Genomic DNA, 17631 nt, shown 5'->3' on the forward strand with positions numbered 1-17631 from the left:
TTCCTTAGATATGTTGAAGCGAAGATTATTCAAAACGGTGAAGCCAGGGGCGGGTTCAGGCCCTGACCAGGCGTGCTGTGGTGCCAATGGTGCTGGAGGCGCCGCGGAGTCCCGGTTGCGGGCGGGCGGGGCGGAGCAGTTGCAGCTTGTCCAAAACTTCCAAGGCGGCTGCGTGTTCGTTGAACGTGTAGAGGTGGATGCCGGGGGCGCCGGCGTCCAGGGCTGCACGGGCCAGGTCGACGGTTGCACCAACACCAATGCGGCGGCTTTCGGCGGCGTCATCAGCCCTGCCCAGCGCGTCCAGGAGCTTGGTCGACGGCGCAACACCTGTCAGATCGCCCAGTCGCTGGACGCGGCGCAAACTGGTCAAGGGCATCACACCGGGAATGATGGGGATGCTGACACCGGCCCGGCGGGCCCGGCTGACAAGGTCCTTGTACTGGTCTGCGTGGAAGAACACCTGGGTGATGGAAAAGTCGGCGCCCGAGCGCTGCTTAGCCAAGAGCACCTCAACGTCATGCTCAATGGAGGGCGATTCGGGATGCTGTGCCGGGTAGGCTGCCACCCCAATGGCCACCTTGCCAGCACACAGCAGAGCTGAACGGCGCTGCTCCACACGGCGGATCAGTTCAATCAAGTCCTGCGCATAGGACAACGATCCGGCCCGTGGCTGCGACGGGGCATCCTGGGGCAGGTCACCGCGCAGTGCCAAAATTCCGCGTACCCCATGGTCCAGGAGTTCTGAGATGATCTCGGCCAGCTCGTCGGCAGTATTGCCCACACAGGTCAGGTGCGCCAACGGGCGCAGCGAGGTTTCCGTTAGGAGGCGGTTGAGCAGTTCCACGGCCGTGTCCCGGTTGCTGCCATTGGCACCGTACGTGACGGAGACGTAGTCCGGGTTGGTGCATTCCAGCTCGCGAATGGTGTCCCACAGTGACGCCGAGGCGGATTCGTTGCGGGGCGGAAAGAGTTCATAGGAAAGGGCAATCGGCGCACTGTGTGTCGACGGCGCCGATGCCTGTATAAGGCTCGGAGGAGACATTTGCTTGGTCCTTGAGGATGGTCGAGCATCCCTGCCTTGGTGTCTAGAACACTGCTGGCCGGAATAGTCGCGTTTTCATTAAAGGGGGGCGGACGCAACCTTGCATACTGCAGCCACTGCAGTTGCCAAGGCGCTTCGATCCGCCAGCAAATGTCAGGCCCACATGGGGGCACCCACACCCTCGATTCAACCAAGGGTCGCTGACACACGTTGAGGAACTAACGTTTCTCCAATATTAGGCACTATTTTTTTGCGATACCAAGCTGGCATCGAATTACGACGCAACTTTACGGAATATTTCGTTAAATTTGTTCGGTCAGCACCCACAAACTGGCCCTTTGGTCGAATTAATGGCGCAGTTGGGTCGTTTCGGACGTCCAGCTCCCACTACCAGGGCTTGGCGAACTGCTCCGGTTCATTGTTGGAAAGCTCGTCGCTGAGCTTGTCGCTCTTGCTGCGTTCCTTCTGGGCTTGCTGGCCATTCTTTTGTAGCTGCTCCAGCTTTCCCGCTGGCGCCGGCTCCTGAGCCGGGGCCTCACCGCCGCTTTTCGGCGGTTCCTGCCCATCACCCTGGACGGCCGCTTGCTTCTCTGCCAACCGTTTTTGGGCGTCCTTGAGGGCGTCTCCTTCGCCGTCCTTGTTGTTCTCGCTATTGGGCGTGAAACAGTCGCGCGGTGCCTGGGCAACCACGTCACTGCCCTGCGCAAACAAGGCCTGGGCCGACGCCGGGTCCCCGGCTTTTTCCTTCGCCTCACCCAACTTTTCCAGGGTCAGCACAAGATTGACGCGCACCTTGCAGGACTCATTGACCGGCGCCAGGTCAAGCGCGGCGGCAAACTGTTCCTGGGCCGCAACAAAGTCTCCACGCAAAACATGGCCGTCACCTTGGGCAAAGTGCGCCTTGTAGCGTTCCACCATGTTGAGCACACCCATGGCCTGGCCGGCTTTGAGCGTGCCCTCGCCCTGTCCTGCGGCGTAGGCATTTTCTGCCTGGCCGGCGGAGATGGGCAGCGACAGCAGCTTGACGGCCACCACCAGAGCCGCCAACGCTACCGGGGCGGATGCCAGCAACAGTTTGCGCCGCCTGCGCAGCCGGGGGCTCAGGGTTTCCGGCAAGGTATCCAGCAGAGTCTCCGGCAGGGACGCTGCCCGGTCATTGTCGATGCTCATGGCTTTTCCTTTCGGGGACGCTGCAGCTGGCGGTAGGCCACACTCAGGAGCACCGCCTCCCACACCACAATCCCGAAGGCCGCCAGTGCAAAAAGCCAATAGACTTCCCAACGGCCAGCACCGGCCTGCTCTCCGGGCTCCGCTGACTGCGCCGCAGTCTTGGGTGCCGAATCACTCAGTGCCGCCCCAATGTTTTCCGGGGCACCCCGGTGGACGTAGGGCAGCTTTAGTTGCTGGGCGATGGTGTTGAGGGCTTTTTCATCAATCCGTGACGTGGCCGGCGCGTAATCGGCGGATTTGTCCAGTATGTAGGACCCGGGTGTGTCCGCACTGAAGGTGTAGTCGCGCATTTTTCCGCCGTCTGTGGTGCCATAACCCAGCACAGCTCCGCCGTCGATCAAGTCTGTACCCTTGGCAAACGGTTCGGGGGCCTTACTGGCTGTTTGTTCGCCGTCGCCCAAATAAAACACCAGCCGCGGCCGGGTGGGGTGCGCTTTTTGGGACGCTGCCAGGCGGTCAGCCAGCAAGGGCGCGGCCACACTGATGCTGCTGCCTTGGGACGCGTAGGAGGATTTCGGCGTGAGCACCTGGGTCAGCGTTTGCAAGGCGGTCGCGTCAGTGGTCAGCGGCAGTACCACCTTGGCGTTGCTGTCAAAGGTGATGAGTGAAAATCGGGCTCCTGCCAGTTCGGTTGCCAGCGCGTTGATGTCGGCCTTGATGCCCTCCAGTCGCGGATCCTTGCCGTTGTAATCCTCGGCGGAGGAGCTGGGGGTCGTGTCCACCACGAAGAACACATTGAGATCGGTGGTGGCCACAGGGGCTGAGGCGCCGACCAGGCCCGGCCGGGCGCCGGCCACGAGCACCAACACCACCAGCAGGGCGTAGCGCCACCGCGCGGCGCTGCGGCCCTTGAACAGCAGGTAAGCCGCGGCTGCCAGAAGCAGCACCGCGAGGGGCCAAAAGACCCAGGGCGTGACAATGGGCAAGAAGGTCATCGGCGCAACCTCCAGCTGGCAGCACCGAAGACCAGCAAGGCCAGCAGGGCAGCACCCAGGGCAAACTCTGGGTGGTCCACGATTGTCAGGCGTGGGGCGCCCTTGAGCAGTGCAGCCTCGGTGGCTTGCACCTTGTTCACAATGGAGGCAACGGCTGCCTCGGATTCCAACGGGTAGTAGGCGCCGTCTGTGGCTCTTGCCGTGTCCTGCAATCCTTGTGCGGCGGAGACAAAGGACGGAATTGAGCCGTAGTCATTGGGGTTCAATGCGTAAACGCGGGTGTTGGCGGTTTTAGCCAGGGTGGCTGATTGGGCCAGGGTGAAGAGGGGCTTGCCGGAGAGCATGTTGTCGGTGGCAAAAATAATGGACCGGGACCTTTTTGTGTCAGTTGTTGCAGGGAAGCCGTTGACGCAGCTGGCCAGGCCGTCCCCGATCAGGGATGAACCTGCCGCTTCATAAGTGCCGGCAAGGTACTCGAAGGTGGTGGCGTCGGCGCTCAACGCTTTCTTGGCCACAGTGAGTTCCTCGGCCACAAAGTCATAGTCGTCCGTGAGCGGGAAGACCGTGACGGCGCTGGAATCAAAAATGGTCATCCCTATGCGTTCGCCCTTGAAATTGCCCACAAGGTCAGCGAAGACGCTCACAATGGCCTCGTCCGTGTCCAGCATGGAGCCTGAAACGTCCAGGCACAGCATGATGTCCCTGTTGCGTTGTTCGGGAATGCTGGTGCTTTCGCTCACCGGGCGGGCGGCAGCCACAATCAAGGACACCGCCAGGACTGCGAGCGCCGCGAGTGCCGTCACGAGCCACGTCCGGTGACGTGCCAAGGCTTTCTTATACAAGGGCAGGGCTGTCAGCCGGTCTGCATGTGCCACAGGGATGAGTTCCTGTGCTGCGCGGGGGCGGCGCCACAGCACCACCACAACAGTTGCCAGCAGGGCCAGGCCCAGGGGCACCAGCCACCAATATTTTAACGCCACGATCCCACCACATTTCGCGCGGACGCGGCAGATCCGGCCACGGTGAGGTGCTCGCTGTGCGCGGCAAACTCCCCCGGGTAGTACAACTCCACCGCATCAGCCACGAGGGGAAGCTGATGCTCACGCAGCTGAGCCAGGGTCATGCGCTGGGTCTTCAGCCCGGTCATTTCGTGGACAAAGGTCCGCACGGCCATGCTCAGCTCAAGGTGGGCCGCACGCGCACTGAGCGTCCCGGCGTCGTGATTTTCCTCAATGGAGCTGATCAGGGCCCAGTATTTTGCCCTGACGGAATTCGGGTTTCTGGGCGCCACAAAATCAGGCACGCCCGCCTGGGCGCCGGCCCGGGTGGAGTTCCACACCCAGGCGAACCAGCCCAGGCAGAGGATGAGGATCGCAGCACCGGCCAGCGGCCACCACGGCGAATAGCCCACGGGTGCATAGAACGTTGCGTCAGTGGGCACGGCGGTGCCTTTCCAGCAGGGCGAAGACCTTCGTTAAAACCAAGGTGGTGGAGCCAATGCTGGTGGCGGCGATGCCGTTGGACTTCAAGAGCTCCGCAAGCGCCCGGGAGCGCGCTGCCGTGGCATCCAGGTAGCTCGCAGCCAGCTCTGGATCCTGGGCCAGGAGCAACAGCAGCGTTTCCATCCCCGCCACGTCCATGGCGGCACTGTGCGCCGCTGCCGGCCCCGCGAGCTCAGCATCGGCCACTTGCACCCACAGGATCTCGTGCTGGGCGCGGAGGCGCCGGAGCACCGTGGCCAGCCGGTCATCGGCGTTCACATCATCAGCGATGACCACCAGGAGCATGCGCTGCTTGTAGTGGGCGGCCACGTACTCCAGCCTGGCGCACAGGTCACTGGGACCGTTGCCCAGGGTTGCCGCGTCCATGCGTTGCAGCACCTGCTCAAGATGGCTCTCGGTCCCCTTGGCCGGCAGCGCCAGCGAGGATGCGCCGTCGCCGTGGACCAGGGCCACGGAATCGCCGTGGCGAATAGCCAAAGAACCAAGGACCCCCATGGCCATGACCGCAATGTCTTTCTTGATCTCGCCGCCCAGGGCCGCGGCGGCCATGTTCCGTCCGGTGTCGGCAACAAAGAGCAGCTGCTGCCTGCGGGTGGCAACATAGCGCTTGATCAGGGGCGTGCCAACCCGGGCGGTGGCCTTCCAGTCAATGTCCCGCACCTCATCCCCGGGGACATAGTCGCGGAGGTCGTCAAAGTCCAGGCTGCGGCCACGAAAAATGGCGGCGTATTCGCCGTCGAGCATTCCGCGGGCGCGGCGGTGGGCAAAGATGTACATCTTTGATTTCACCGCCGTCAAGAGAGTTCCCACGTGTCCCTACGGAGTCTGCACTGAGTCAACAATGGCGGCGATGATTTTTTCCACCCGGATGTTTTCCGCCACGGCCTCAAAGCCCAGGATGATCCTGTGCCGCAACACCCGCTCAGCCAGTGCCTTCACGTCCTCGGGGATGACGTGGTCGCGGCCCTGCAGCAGGGCCAGGGCGCGCGCCGCCTGGGTGAAGGCAATGCTGGCACGGGGGCTGGCACCAAACTCAATCAGCCCGGCCAGCTTCGGGTCGATGTATGCGCCGGCATGGCGGGTCACATAGACAAGTCCCACAATGTAGTTCACCAGTGCCGGGTCCAGGTAGACCTTCCTGGCAGTGGCCTGCAGGGCGCGCACCTCATCAAGGGTTGCCACGGGGTGGGGCGTTGAGCCAGCCAGGAACACTCCGGCGTCGATGCGCCGAATCACTTCCGCCTCTTCCACGGGGCTGGGATAGTCCAGCACGTCCTTGAGCATGAACCTGTCCATCTGCGCTTCGGGCAGCTGGTAGGTGCCTTCCTGCTCAATGGGGTTCTGCGTGGCCATGACCATGAAGGGCTGGGGCAGGGGGTGCACCTGGCCGCCAATGGTGGTTTGGCGTTCCTGCATGGCCTCCAGCATGGCTGACTGTGTTTTTGCGCTGGAGCGGTTGATCTCATCCAGTAGCACAATATTGGCGTGGACAGGTCCCAGCTGGGTGACAAAGCTGCCCTTGGCGGCGTCGTAAATCTGGGTGCCCACAATGTCGCTGGGCAAAAGGTCCGGCGTGCACTGGATGCGGTGAAAGAGGGCACTGATGGAATCTGCCAGGGTTTGAGCGGCTGTGGTCTTCGCCAAACCGGGAACTGACTCCAATAGCACGTGCCCACCTGTCATCAACGAGATCAGCAGGGTTTCGCGCAGCCTTGCTTGGCCCACCACTTTACTTTCAAAGCTGCGGGAGATGCTGCCCACTATGCGTTGGGCACGCTCCAGTTCTGCGGGCTCGATGCGGGAACTGACGGTTGTGGGTAACACTGTGTCTGGGCCTTTCGATGGCACGGCTCGCGGCAAAATCCTAGTGGCCAGCTCACCCTATGGCGGGCTTTGCCGCAATGGGGAGAACTTCCCATTTTCCCTGTCCCTGACGCGGGCTGGGGACTACAGTATGGTTCATGAACCAGTTGCCAGCCGCTTATGAAGAGTACTTGCAAGGCCGTGACGAGGACTTCGTTGCCACGGTCCTGCCAGTGTTGCAGCAATCTGTTGCCGAGAAAAATCACGGCGTCCGGATCATCATCAATCCGCATGTGGTCCAGGCCAGGACGGACAGCACAGTCCCCTTTGGAGAGATCCGCGAGGGCGTTGACTGAACGTCGGGCGTTTGGCGTTTGCGCCGGGTGGACCTTGAGCCGGTTAGACCTTTGAGTCCAGGAGCAGATGAGCAGCCTTGGGGCTGAAGGTCTTCTCCATGACCAGGCAAGCGGCACCGAAGGCTTCTTCACCCGAGTTCACAATGGTTCCCACCACATCCACCGAGTGGACACTGGTGGTGACGCTCAGCCGTGCCAGCAGCGCCGGCATTTGGGCCAGGTAGGTGGGTGCCAGCTGCGGCCAGAACGGGCCACCAAAGACCACCCGTGCCACATCGAGCAGGTTGGTCAGGACCGAGACTGCCCCGGCCATGAGCTGGGCTGAATTGGCTAGGATTTGCCGTGCCGCAGGGTTGCCGTCGGCAGCAGCTTGGGCTAGGGCTGCGACGTCGTCGGGCAGGGAAGCTGGCTTCTTTGGATCAGCCGGGGCCAAGGCTCCAGCCTCGCGGGCCTGCGCCACCAACGTTTCGGGCATGCAGGTGACTTTGACGCAGCCGCGGCGGCCACAGTCACACTCCGGACCTGCAGGATCGGTGATGATGTGCCCAATTTCACCCACGTTGCCCGACGCCCCGCGGACCACCTCGTCATTGAGCACCAAGCCGGCACCAATGCCCGTGCCGATGTAAACAAACACAAAGTCGGTGGAGCTGGCGGCTGAACCGGCCCATAGCTCGGCCACGGCGGCGGCCGTCACGTCCTTGTCCACAACGACGGGCAGCCCCGTGGTCTGGCGCAAAATTTCCTGCAGCGGAACCCGCGTCCACCCGGGCATGTGGGGAGGGTCCACCACCGTGCCGCTGGCGGCATCAACCGGTCCCGGGGTGGCCACGCCAACACCGGCTATCCGCTGCTCGTCAACGCCTGATTCCGCTATGATGCTGCGGATCTTGGCACCCATGGCGGCTACGGCGTCGCCCGGGCTGCTGATGAGGTCCGTGGCTTCATCCACCGAGACAAGGACCGTGCCAACGGCGTCCACCAGCGCGTAGCTGGTCAAGGCGGGGTCAATGTGGAGCCCAACGGCGTACATGCCGCGCGGGTTCAAGCGCAAAATGGTTCTGGGTTTTCCGGGGCCGGACGTTTCCTTGCCGGCTTCAACAATCAATTCGGCGTCCAGGAGGCGGCGGCAAATGTTGGAAACGGTTTGCGCTGCCAGGCCCGCCGAGGCTGCCAGCTCAACACGGCTGAGGCCTTCGTCGGAGCGGCGGATGGAGTCCAGGATGACTGCTTGGTTGAAATCGCCCATCTTGGGGAGATTTGTGCCGCGGCGCCGCTGCGGCAAAGCAATATCGGGAACAGCCAACATTTTCTCCTTGAGGCGATTACTTTCGGATAAGGGCCAAGTAGGCCCCAATACCCAGCTGTCAGATTACCCCGCGCCGGGCGGCTGGGTGTGACCGCCACGACGGAGAAGCCGATCTTGAGCTTAAGAGTTCCTTAGGGGTTACTCAAGACTTGCTCAAGACTTGCGTGAAACACTCACCGTGAACTTGCTGTTGCGCCCCACTACCTCGGTGGGGCCCACCAGCTTGTCCAAGGCTGACCGGTAGTCCAAATGACGGTTGTACACGCACCAGAGCTCACCCCCTGGAGCAAGGACTCGTGCTGCTGCGATAAAGAGCTTGTGCGCTATTCCGGCGTGGACCGTGGCGCCGATGTGAAACGGCGGGTTCAGGAGGATCAGTTCCGCTGACTCGTCGGCAAAGGTGCCCAGCGCGTCGTCGCGGACAACCTCGATGCGGTCCACCAGCCCGTTGGCCGCTGCCGTGGCGGTTGTTGATGCCACCGCTGCAGCCGACTGATCAGTGGCTGTGACATGGATGTCTGGCCGGGCCTTGGCCAACGCCGCGGCGATGGTGCCATTGCCCGCGCCCAGGTCAATGGCGGAACTAGCCTGGGGCTGCATTTGCGGCAGGAATTCCAACAGGAAACGGGTGCCCACGTCAACTTTACTGCCACCAAAGGTGGCGCCGTGAGCGCACAACCAGAGGTCAAGGTCCGCGTGGAACTCCCGCCGTGGAAAGCTCGGCGCCGTCCCGTCGTTGACAGGGCCGCTGACCAGGAGCGGGCGGGACTTGCGCCAGGCCCGGCCCGCCTTCACAGCCGAAAAATGTTGCGCCAGGACAGCGTTCATGGCCAAGGTCATGTGCTTGATGCGGCCGCCGGCAATTATCTGCACCTCGGGGTCGGCATGGGCGGCGATGAGTTCGGCCACTTCGGCCACTTCGTCCAGGCTGCGCGGCAGCTGCCACAGGACCACCTTGACGCGGTCAAAGAGCTCAGCGCTCAGCGGCATGGACGAGTAAGACTCGCTCAATCCGGCCCGGAGCGCATTTGCGGCCAGTGCGTTTTCACCTGAGAGACCGTCTTGCTGCACCCGCAGCCCGTGCAGGCTGTGGACTGTGGCGGCGGCCAGGGTCAAGGCACCGTACCGCTCCCCCACAATGGCCACTTCGCCATGACCAGCCAATGCCAGCGCCTGTGCGGCTTCGCGCAGAATCAGTTCATCCGTGGCGTCGTGGGCGAAGAGATTCTCCGCCTCAATGTCTGGAAACCGGCGCAGCTGCGCAAAATCAAAGTCACTGACCGGGTTTCCGCTAATTTCCTCCACCGAGCCACTCTACAGTGCCGCAAATTGCACCCCACTGGCCACCTGCAACTATGTGCCCAGTTTCACACGCTGTGGCTAATGAAACCTGTGGCTAGTGAAACTCCAACGCGTCAACGTACAGCCACTGCTTGCCGTCCCGCACAAAGCTGCTGGTTTCAGTCAGCGAGTCCTTGATTTTCCGGTTTGCCGCCGACCGGTAGTGGGCCCTAAAAGTCACCACACCCTCCTGGTCAAAATAGCCGCCCTGCCGGGTGCTCAGGATCTCCAGCAGATACCACTGCTGATCGGGGTCCAGTTCAAGGGACTCCGGGCGAGTTGACGGGTGCCACGTGTGCAGCAAGTACCCTGCGTCACCGAGCGCAAACGCGCTAAAGCGTGAGCGCATCAACGCCTCGGCCGTTGGCGGAAAGCTGCGCTGACCGCCAGCAGTGGACTCAAGGTACTTGGCGCAACAGCTTTCGAAGAGCTCACCGCTCTGGCAGGGGCACCTCATGGCAGCGGATGGGTCTGTGCGTGGAACCACTCAATGTGTTCCTTGAGAGCGTCAGCTGCCCCGCCGCCGTCGTGAGCCAAAACCGCTGCGACGATCGCTTCGTGCTGCTGGCGCAAGGAAGGAACAATGGCGTCCCAGCGTTCCTCGCTGTCAATGGCAGCGCTGACGTAGCTTTGGATGGCTGAGCGCAGGGATTCCATCATGGCCGTGACCACGGCGTTGCCTGCCAGGGAACTTAGCAGCACGTGGAAGGCAGCGTCCAAGACGTGAAATTCTTCCCGACCAAGATCCTTGGCATTCATGGCGAGCAGCAACTGCTGCAGCTGGGCCACCTTGGCCGTGTCGTGGACGTGTTGGGCCGCCTCCACTGCGGCCCAGGTTTCCATCATGATGCGTGTCTGGACAATGTCAGACACCGGGAAATGGTTTGTGGCCATGTGCAGGCGAAGCGTGGATGCCAAGCCGGCGCTGGGGTTGGCAATCACCACGGCGCCTGATTGCGGGCCGGAACCAACCGAGGTCCGCACCACGCCCATGACGTCCAGAACCCTGATGGCGTCCCGCACGGACGCGCGGGAAATCCCATGTGCCAGCGCCATGGCCCGTTCACCCGGCAGGTGGTCGCCCACTTTGAGCTTGCCGTCGCGCAGCTCGGCTTCAATGCGGCTCAGCACCGCCTCGTAGCTGCGGGCGGCGGGGATGAGGGGGGAATCTGGCATGGACACCCCACCATTGTCCCATTCTTGGGCCAACACCCGTGACCTGTGCGAGGCAAAACTGTCTGCTCGGGGCGTCGTTGCGGACGGCCCGGGCACAAAAAAACCGCCCACCCGTTGCACCGATGAGCGGATCTTTCATTGTTTTGGTGGAGCTGAGGGGACTCGAACCCCTGACCCCCTGCATGCCATGCAGGTGCGCTACCAGCTGCGCCACAGCCCCAAAACCTTGTTTATTCACTTGGAAAACCACCACAAAACACTGGTGTGTTTCGTGGAGCTGAGGGGACTCGAACCCCTGACCCCCTGCATGCCATGCAGGTGCGCTACCAGCTGCGCCACAGCCCCAAACCGTTTTCCCAGCTTGACCAATCGGTCTTGGCCGGAACAACTTGACTATACTAGAACACGATTTGCCCCGCTGACAAATCGGCGGTTTCTCCGGGGCTAATCCTCCACCGGCTCGGCCAAATCTTCGGGTAATTCGTAGGGCTCCGGGAGCGTGCCAACGTTGTGTTCAAGCAGGCGCCAGTTGCCAATCCCGTTGCCGGCGGCAGCTGACTGGGACGCCTCCAACACGGACCAATGACAATTGGAGAGCCCCGACAGCGTGCGCCACAAATGCTCGGGCAGGCCCAACATTTGTGCGACGGCCACCCGGGTGGCACCGCCGTGGGTAGTCACCACCAAGGTGCCGCCGTCGGGCAGTGCCTCAACGTTTTCCAGGACAGCCGCCACCATGCGGTGGGCAACCTCAACCCGGGTCTCCCCGCCGCCGGCACGGACACCGGGCTCATCGCGCTGCCATTTCTGGATTTGCTCCGGAAACTGCTCGATGATCTCGTCAAAGGTTTTACCTTCCCAGTCCCCGCCGTACGTTTCACGCAGGCGGGGATCCACCAGCACATCACCGCCGGTCAGGGTGGCCAACTGCTGGGCAGTGGAAAAGGCCCGGGACAAGTCAGAAGACAAGATCTGCATCGTCGGCTCGTTGCCGTGAAACTCAGGGCCGTGACGCACAAGCTTGCCAGCCAGCAATGACGCGGCACGGCTCGCCTGGGAAGCTCCCACCTCGTCTAGGGGAATGTCGCTTTGACCCTGGAAACGCCGTGCAGCATTCCAGGAGGTGCGCCCGTGTCGCCAAAAAATCACCCGCCGGCGTAAACCTGCGGGTTGCAACACTGAGCGCTCTGGTTCGGTGGAAGCCATCAAGAGACACTCTCCATTCCTGAGCCCTAAAAGGGATTAGTCTTCGTGAGCGGATTCTTCGGTTTCAACGTCGGCGTCAACAGCCTTGGCCGAGGGGTCCGATGCCGCCAGCTGCAGGTCGACGACGGGGCAGTCGCCGTAGAGGCGTTCGAGTGCGTAGAACACCCGGTCCTCTTCGTGCTGGATGTGGAAGACGATGTCGGCGTAGTCCAACAGCACCCAACGACCGCTGGAGCGGCCCTCGCGGCGAACCGGTCGCAGGTCGAACTTGTGGAGCTCGTCTTCAATGCCGTCGGCAATGGAGTTGACCTGGCGTTCGGTGGCTGCCGAGGCGATGAAGAAGATATCCGTGATGGCCAGGCGTTCGCTGACGTCAATGGCTGTTACATTCTGGGCCAGCTTGTCCGATGCCGCGCGGGCTGCTGCCCGTGCAAGTTCGACTGACTGTTCTGTTGCTGTCACTGCTGTTTCCTTTGATTGGTGAAAATTTAGCGTGTAAGTGTGGTGATGAACATGATGGCGCCAACCACAAATGCTGCACCACCAACAATGATGCTGCCCCACTGGATCAGCATGTTCCGTTGTGTGCGTCCCAGCCCGGCAGTCATGGCATCCAGCGGCTCAAGGCCGTGGGCGTAGTCTGCCGGCATGGGCGGCATCTGTGAGCGTGTTACTTCTACCTGCTCGACGCCGGAAGCAATGGTTGGGTGCCCCCCGGTGGCCATTTCTTCGGCTCGCTTGAGCGTGCTGCTGCGACCTCCGGTCAATGGCCTGTTGCCAGGTCCTGGCCTGTGCACTGCACGAGCAGCCAGGGCCGCATCAAAGCGCTCGGCGCTGACATTTGGCACGGTGGCCGAGCCCTTGCCGTGTGCCTGGGCGCTTGGCTCGACAGCCTCGGGAGCATTGACAACGGCATTGCTGGCAGTTGCAGGACTTGCTGAGGCGGCGCTGCCACCAGCGGCAGAGTTCTGCCGTTGCTGCCCGGCCCGGTTTTTCCCAGCCGGAGTCTGGCGCGGAGTTGCCCGCGTCACGATGGGCACGTGCGTGGTGGTGGGCGGGCGCAGCACGGGCCGGCTCACCCCTGGGACCTCAATGAACTCCAAGGGAGTCACCATGGCCAGGTTGTTGGTTGCCGTGGGATCGGCAGCAGTCCGCCGGCTCTTGGCGCTTTCCTGCGCCAAGCGTTCACGTGCCTGGGCGCGAAGGGCCAGAACTGCCGTGCGCTCGTCCTCGGCCTTTTGCGCAGCCAGTACGGCCAACTCTTCCGTGCTGGGCGTCGTGGCGGGCGGCGGTCCCGCCGAGATGGGGTAGTAGCTGCCGCCGGGGACCAGCCCAGGCAGGGGAGAATACCCGTTGGCAACCGCTGCGGCCTCAGGCAATTGTGCGATTGGTTCCGCGCTGCTTGCCCCCGGTGCCGGTTCAATGACTGCTCCGGCATGCTCCGGCGACTCAGCCTGCACCTCACCTGGCTGCGCCGGGGCAACAACCTCCCCGGCTGCTGCCGGCTGCGGCTCGAGCGCAGAGTTCATGGCTGCTGCCCGGCGTCCCCCACGGTTGCGGGCTCCAGCGGCGCTGGGCTGCTGGGGAGCAGCGGACGGTTCGCGAACCGGTTTTGCTGCGGGCTGTGGGTTCTTGACAGCAGCTTTCTTGGGCACGGCGTTCTTGGGAGCCGTTGTGGGTGCCTGGGCCGTCACGGGCGGCGCTTCACTGGGTGCGGCTGCGCTGGGCGCGGCCGGGGTGGTCGGCGCTTCGCTGGGTGCAGCCGGGGCGGTCGGCGCTTCACTAGGAGCGGCCGGCGCAGGCTTGGCCAGTTTCTTGGAGACCTGAACCACCGGATTGACAGCGGTAACGGGCGCCCGTTCGGCGTCAAGCTGGGCCTGTCGCAGGGTGCGCCGTGAAGGCAGCGGGCTTAGTCCCGGCGGATCGATGAGTTCCTTGTAGGCACGCAGGGCGGCCCTGTCACGGGCTCGTGTCTGCGATTGGCGTTCACGCGGCGCAGGGCTGTCGCTGCCGGCGTCAGCAGGTGGAACCGGTGCGCTACTTGGCGGCGTGCTGGGGGCAGGGCGAACGGGCACCGACGGTTGTTCCGTGGCGCCTGCGGCGTTTACCGATTGTTCCCGCAGTTCCCTGCGGCTACGAATCGGCTCCTTTTCCTTACTCATCAATTACTCATTCAGTTCTCGAAGTCACCGGCACAATGCCAGCACTGGCATCAGTGCCCGGTTGAACGTAAAGCCCGTACTTGGCAATGTATTGCACCACACCGTCGGGCACCAAGTACCAGACGGGATTGTGCTCAGCCACTCGCTTGCGGCAATCAGTGGAGGAAATGGCCATTGCGGGCACTTCCAACAAACTTACGTCCTTGCGCCCCCTGTTATCGAGCACATGGCCGGGGCGTGTCACACCCACAAAATGGGCCAGGTCCCACAATTCGTCATTGTCTTTCCACGACATGATCTGGGCCATGGCGTCAGCACCTGTGATGAAGAACAAGTCCGCATCCGGGCGCATTCGCCGCAAATCACGCAAGGTGTCGATGGTGAACGTGGGGCCCGGGCGGTCAATGTCCACCCGGCTCACAGTGAACTGCGGGTTTGCCGCCGTTGCAATGACAGTCATCAAGTAACGGTGTTCGGCCGCGCTGACTTCACCTTTTACCTTTTGCCAGGGCTCGCCCGTGGGGACAAAAATGACTTCATCAAGTTCAAAAACACTCGCAACCTCACTGGCTGCAACAAGGTGACCATGGTGGATCGGATCGAACGTTCCACCCATGACTCCAATACGGAGACGATCTCGGGTGCCGTCAAGTGAAGGCACCCGGCGCGTTTCCTTAGTGATTGGAGGACGCCGAACCGTCGCCGTGCGGGTGCTTGTTGGTGTGCTGGCGGTGGGGATCGTCAGTGGTCTCAACAGCTGCGTGGCGGTTGCCCATGTTCATGAAGGACACGCAAACGAACATGAGCAGCAACAATGCCGCAAGCATGATGCCACCAATCACAAACGGCGGCGCGATCAACGGCGCCAGTTCCTCATGATGTTCCTCTGCAGCGGCTAGTACGACGCCGGCAAACTGGGTCAGCATTATTTCTCCCCTTGGGTACGTGCCCGGGGTGAGCTATTCACCGATTCCGGACCTTTGTTGGCTTGAATTCCCTCTAATGGTACGTGGTATCTGCCCACACTGGCACACCGACCCGTCCACAGTGTTGTGAACGGAACCACATTTGCGTGCAAAAACACTCACATCGCGAGTGGGTGTCAGCCCCGGACTTGGCCCTCGCCCTGGACAATCCATTTGGTGGTTGTCAGCTCGGTGAGGCCCATGGGCCCTCGGGCGTGCAGCTTCTGCGTGGAAATGCCCACTTCTGCGCCAAGACCCAGTTCGCCGCCGTCGGTGAAGCGGGTGCTCGCATTGACAATGACGGCTGCCGAATCAACTTCGGCCACGAAAATCTCCGCATTGGAAAGATCGTTGGTCAGAATCGCTTCCGTGTGGCCCGTGCTCCAGGTGCGGATGTGCTTGATGGCCTCGGGCAGGGAGTCAACCATCTTCACAGCCAAATCAAGGTCCATGTACTCGGTGGCCCAGTCCTCGTCGGTGGCAAGCGTTGCCGTGATACCGGCGGGCAGCACTGCTTGAACCCGCTCGTCAACGTGCAAGCGTACGCCGGCTTTGTTGAGTGCTGTGAGCACGGCGGCAAGCACCTTGGCATCCTTGTGCACCAGCAGTGTTTCCACGGTGTTGCAAACACTGGGGCGTTGAGTTTTGGCGTTCAACAAAATGTTGACGCTCATCTCTTCCTTGGCGCTGGCGTCAATGAAGATGTGGACGTTGCCTTCACCGGTCTCAATGACAGGCACTGATGAGTTGTTGACCACAGTTTGGATGAGGTCGCGGCCGCCGCGGGGAATCAGCACGTCAACGGCGCCGCGGGCCTTCATGATCAGGTTGGCACCTTCGCGGCCAAACTGGTCAACGGACTGCACTGCGTCAGCGGGCAGCCCCACGGTTTCCAGAGCGTCACGCAGAATGCCCAGCAGGGCCTGGTTGGTGTGTGCGGCGGCAGTTCCGCCGCGCAGGATCACCGCATTGCCGCTCTTGAGGGCCAGCCCGGCAATATCGACGGTAACGTTGGGACGTGCCTCATAAATGGCGGCAACCACACCCATGGGAACGTTGATTTGGCGCATGCGCAGTCCGTTGGGAAGGGTCTGACCTCGCACCACGTTGCCTACGGGGTCGGGCAGGGTGGCAAGCTTTTCCAGGGCGTCGGCCAGGCCTTGCACCCGTGGCTTGGTGAGCGTGAGCCTGTCGAGCATGGGAACGGAGGTGCCGTTCTCCTTGCCAGCTGCAAGGTCCTTGGCGTTGGCAGCCAAAATCCTGTCCTGGTGTTCCAACAAGGCTTTGGCAATGGCACGAAGCCCCTTGTCCTTCCAGGCACGGTTTGCTCCGGCCATGCGACGCGCGGCCCTGCGGGCGCGGTCAGTGATGGCCCGAACTTCGGCGGCAATATCTTGTTCAACAATCTGCTCGGTCATGCCCCAAGTCTATGGCACAGGTGCAGATCGCGCTGTGAGCTAACCGTTCAGGAGCACCAGGTCATCAACGTGGATCACTTCGCGTTCAAACTCCCTGCCCAAGTCTTTGGCCAGCTCCTTGGTGGAACGACCCAGCATTTGGGGCAGGTCCGAGTGCCGGTAGTTGACCAGTCCGCGGGCGAATACCCTGCCCGCGGAGTCACTGAGCTCCACGGCATCACCGGCATCAAAGTCACCGCTGATGGCCGTGATACCGGCCGGGAGCAGGGACTTGTGCCGTTCGCTCACTGCCCGGACGGCGCCGTCGTCCAAGACCAAACGGCCGCGAATGTCAGCCAGATGCGCCAGCCAGAGCATGCGCACGGGGCGCTTGTTGCCGTTGATGCCAAACCAGGTGCCCACATCCTCCCCCGCCAGAGCGGCAGCCGCCTGCCCGGTGGAAGTGACAAGTGCGGGAATTCCCGTCTCGGCAGCGATCAAGGCAGCCTGCACCTTGGTGGCCATGCCACCGGTGCCGATGCCTGCCTTGCCGGCGCTGCCGATGACAATGCCTTCAAGGTCTTCGGGCGAGGCAACTTCGCTGATGCGCTTTGACCCTTGGGCCGGTGGGCCGTCGTAGAGCGAATCCACATCGGAGAGGAGCACCAGTGCGTCGGCCTTGACAAGGTGGGCCACCAGGGCGGCCAGCCTGTCGTTGTCACCAAAACGAATCTCGTGGGTGGCCACCGTGTCATTTTCGTTGACAATGGGAACCACGCCCAAAAGCAGCAACCGTTCCAGGGCACGGTGCGCATTGACGTACTGGTGGCGCCGGGTCAGGTCCTCTGCCGTGAGCAGGACCTGCGAGGCCGTGACACCGTGAGAGGTAAAGGCACGGTTGTAATGCGCCATGAGCAGGCCTTGGCCCACGCTGGCCGCAGCTTGTTGGGTGGCAAGATCCTTGGGGCGGCGGCTCAGGCCCAGCGGCAGCAATCCCGCTGAGATGGCACCGGAGGAGACCAGGATGATCTCCGTTCCGGCCAGCCGGCGCTGCGCCAGCACAGCCACCAGCTTGACGAGGGCATCTTCTGAGATGCCGCCCGCCACTGACGTCAGCGACGACGAACCAACTTTGACAACTATGCGCGCCGCGGTGGCAATGCCCCGCCGCGAACTCAGCGAGGTCACCTGATCCTGCCCCATATTT

The 17631-nt window shown here is 62.4% G+C and carries 19 protein-coding genes and 2 tRNA genes; 1 reads left to right on the top strand and 20 read right to left on the bottom strand.

Annotated features, from left to right (window positions below):
- Positions 1 to 55: 55 nt before the first annotated feature.
- The 7 genes from CVS28_RS08965 to CVS28_RS08995 form a co-directional block, all read right to left on the bottom strand.
- Complete coding sequence (locus CVS28_RS08965) at positions 56 to 1042, bottom strand: methylenetetrahydrofolate reductase (RefSeq protein WP_103481280.1); 987 nt, start codon at positions 1040 to 1042, stop codon at positions 56 to 58.
- A gap of 387 nt (positions 1043 to 1429) precedes the next feature.
- On the bottom strand, positions 1430 to 2212 hold the full coding sequence (locus tag CVS28_RS08970) for a hypothetical protein (RefSeq protein ID WP_103481281.1): 783 nt from the start codon (positions 2210 to 2212) through the stop codon (positions 1430 to 1432).
- Positions 2209 to 3207, bottom strand: a complete 999-nt coding sequence (locus CVS28_RS08975; protein WP_103465536.1) for a vWA domain-containing protein — start codon at positions 3205 to 3207, stop codon at positions 2209 to 2211. Before CVS28_RS08975 ends, CVS28_RS08970 begins: the two co-directional genes overlap by 4 nt.
- Positions 3204 to 4187: a VWA domain-containing protein gene (locus CVS28_RS08980; protein ID WP_103481282.1), complete on the bottom strand. Its 984-nt coding sequence runs from the start codon at positions 4185 to 4187 to the stop codon at positions 3204 to 3206. The genes CVS28_RS08975 and CVS28_RS08980 overlap by 4 nt, the downstream gene beginning before the upstream one ends.
- Positions 4178 to 4648, bottom strand: coding sequence for a hypothetical protein (locus tag CVS28_RS08985; protein WP_103465534.1), 471 nt, complete (start codon positions 4646 to 4648; stop codon positions 4178 to 4180). The genes CVS28_RS08980 and CVS28_RS08985 overlap by 10 nt, the downstream gene beginning before the upstream one ends.
- On the bottom strand, positions 4638 to 5519 hold the full coding sequence (locus CVS28_RS08990; protein WP_103465533.1) for a DUF58 domain-containing protein: 882 nt from the start codon (positions 5517 to 5519) through the stop codon (positions 4638 to 4640). The genes CVS28_RS08985 and CVS28_RS08990 overlap by 11 nt, the downstream gene beginning before the upstream one ends.
- Before the next feature lie 6 nt (positions 5520 to 5525).
- Complete coding sequence (locus CVS28_RS08995; protein WP_103481283.1) at positions 5526 to 6533, bottom strand: AAA family ATPase; 1008 nt, start codon at positions 6531 to 6533, stop codon at positions 5526 to 5528.
- 137 nt (positions 6534 to 6670) lie between these two features.
- Between CVS28_RS08995 and CVS28_RS09000 the strand changes: the two genes are divergently transcribed.
- Positions 6671 to 6868 (top strand): hypothetical protein, encoded by a 198-nt coding sequence (locus tag CVS28_RS09000; protein WP_103465531.1) that lies wholly within the window; start codon positions 6671 to 6673, stop codon positions 6866 to 6868.
- A 43-nt stretch (positions 6869 to 6911) separates the two neighbouring features.
- Here the strand turns inward: CVS28_RS09000 and CVS28_RS09005 are convergent, their stop codons facing one another.
- The 13 genes from CVS28_RS09005 to proB form a co-directional block, all read right to left on the bottom strand.
- A complete protein-coding gene (locus CVS28_RS09005) occupies positions 6912 to 8177 on the bottom strand; it encodes an ROK family transcriptional regulator (RefSeq protein ID WP_243399801.1) in 1266 nt (421 codons plus the stop codon).
- A gap of 153 nt (positions 8178 to 8330) precedes the next feature.
- Positions 8331 to 9482, bottom strand: a complete 1152-nt coding sequence (locus tag CVS28_RS09010) for a class I SAM-dependent methyltransferase (RefSeq protein ID WP_243399802.1) — start codon at positions 9480 to 9482, stop codon at positions 8331 to 8333.
- A gap of 91 nt (positions 9483 to 9573) precedes the next feature.
- Positions 9574 to 10005, bottom strand: a complete 432-nt coding sequence (locus CVS28_RS09015; RefSeq protein ID WP_341476403.1) for a YchJ family protein — start codon at positions 10003 to 10005, stop codon at positions 9574 to 9576.
- Complete coding sequence (locus CVS28_RS09020; protein WP_103481420.1) at positions 9972 to 10694, bottom strand: FadR/GntR family transcriptional regulator; 723 nt, start codon at positions 10692 to 10694, stop codon at positions 9972 to 9974. Before CVS28_RS09020 ends, CVS28_RS09015 begins: the two co-directional genes overlap by 34 nt.
- A 144-nt stretch (positions 10695 to 10838) precedes the next feature.
- Positions 10839 to 10914, bottom strand: a tRNA-Ala gene (locus CVS28_RS09025).
- A gap of 52 nt (positions 10915 to 10966) precedes the next feature.
- Positions 10967 to 11039, bottom strand: a tRNA-Ala gene (locus CVS28_RS09030).
- A 99-nt stretch (positions 11040 to 11138) separates the two neighbouring features.
- A complete protein-coding gene (locus CVS28_RS09035) occupies positions 11139 to 11900 on the bottom strand; it encodes a histidine phosphatase family protein (protein ID WP_103481285.1) in 762 nt (253 codons plus the stop codon).
- Between the two features lie 36 nt (positions 11901 to 11936).
- A complete protein-coding gene (gene rsfS, locus CVS28_RS09040; protein ID WP_103465528.1) occupies positions 11937 to 12362 on the bottom strand; it encodes a ribosome silencing factor in 426 nt (141 codons plus the stop codon).
- 26 nt (positions 12363 to 12388) lie between these two features.
- Entirely contained in the window at positions 12389 to 14062 is a 1674-nt protein-coding gene (locus CVS28_RS09045) for a hypothetical protein (RefSeq protein WP_103481286.1), read from the bottom strand.
- A 7-nt stretch (positions 14063 to 14069) separates the two neighbouring features.
- The gene (gene nadD / locus CVS28_RS09050) at positions 14070 to 14723 is read right to left on the bottom strand and encodes a nicotinate-nucleotide adenylyltransferase (RefSeq protein ID WP_279325066.1); all 654 of its coding nucleotides are present in this window, start codon (positions 14721 to 14723) and stop codon (positions 14070 to 14072) included.
- A 13-nt stretch (positions 14724 to 14736) separates the two neighbouring features.
- Complete coding sequence (locus CVS28_RS09055) at positions 14737 to 14988, bottom strand: hypothetical protein (RefSeq protein WP_103465525.1); 252 nt, start codon at positions 14986 to 14988, stop codon at positions 14737 to 14739.
- 176 nt (positions 14989 to 15164) lie between these two features.
- Positions 15165 to 16445 (bottom strand): glutamate-5-semialdehyde dehydrogenase, encoded by a 1281-nt coding sequence (locus CVS28_RS09060; RefSeq protein WP_103465524.1) that lies wholly within the window; start codon positions 16443 to 16445, stop codon positions 15165 to 15167.
- A 39-nt stretch (positions 16446 to 16484) separates the two neighbouring features.
- The gene (proB, locus tag CVS28_RS09065) at positions 16485 to 17627 is read right to left on the bottom strand and encodes a glutamate 5-kinase (protein ID WP_207797183.1); all 1143 of its coding nucleotides are present in this window, start codon (positions 17625 to 17627) and stop codon (positions 16485 to 16487) included.
- Positions 17628 to 17631: the final 4 nt, after the last annotated feature.

Origin of the sequence: Arthrobacter glacialis (genome assembly GCF_002909415.1) — a bacterium.
In the GTDB taxonomy this organism is placed as follows: domain Bacteria; phylum Actinomycetota; class Actinomycetes; order Actinomycetales; family Micrococcaceae; genus Specibacter; species Specibacter glacialis.

Excerpts from the sequence above, each read along its gene's own strand:
- CVS28_RS08970 (WP_103481281.1), bottom strand. The coding sequence starts at position 2,212 with ATGAGCATCGACAATGACCGGGCAGCGTCCCTGCCGGAGACTCTGCTG.
- CVS28_RS08965 (WP_103481280.1), bottom strand. The coding sequence starts at position 1,042 with ATGTCTCCTCCGAGCCTTATACAGGCATCGGCGCCGTCGACACACAGT.
- CVS28_RS09005 (WP_243399801.1), bottom strand. The coding sequence starts at position 8,177 with ATGTTGGCTGTTCCCGATATTGCTTTGCCGCAGCGGCGCCGCGGCACA.
- CVS28_RS09045 (WP_103481286.1), bottom strand. The coding sequence starts at position 14,062 with ATGAGTAAGGAAAAGGAGCCGATTCGTAGCCGCAGGGAACTGCGGGAA.
- CVS28_RS09000 (WP_103465531.1), top strand. The coding sequence starts at position 6,671 with ATGAACCAGTTGCCAGCCGCTTATGAAGAGTACTTGCAAGGCCGTGAC.
- proB (WP_207797183.1), bottom strand. The coding sequence starts at position 17,627 with ATGGGGCAGGATCAGGTGACCTCGCTGAGTTCGCGGCGGGGCATTGCC.
- CVS28_RS09020 (WP_103481420.1), bottom strand. The coding sequence starts at position 10,694 with ATGCCAGATTCCCCCCTCATCCCCGCCGCCCGCAGCTACGAGGCGGTG.
- CVS28_RS09035 (WP_103481285.1), bottom strand. The coding sequence starts at position 11,900 with ATGGCTTCCACCGAACCAGAGCGCTCAGTGTTGCAACCCGCAGGTTTA.
- CVS28_RS08975 (WP_103465536.1), bottom strand. The coding sequence starts at position 3,207 with ATGACCTTCTTGCCCATTGTCACGCCCTGGGTCTTTTGGCCCCTCGCG.
- CVS28_RS09060 (WP_103465524.1), bottom strand. The coding sequence starts at position 16,445 with ATGACCGAGCAGATTGTTGAACAAGATATTGCCGCCGAAGTTCGGGCC.
- CVS28_RS09055 (WP_103465525.1), bottom strand. The coding sequence starts at position 14,988 with ATGCTGACCCAGTTTGCCGGCGTCGTACTAGCCGCTGCAGAGGAACAT.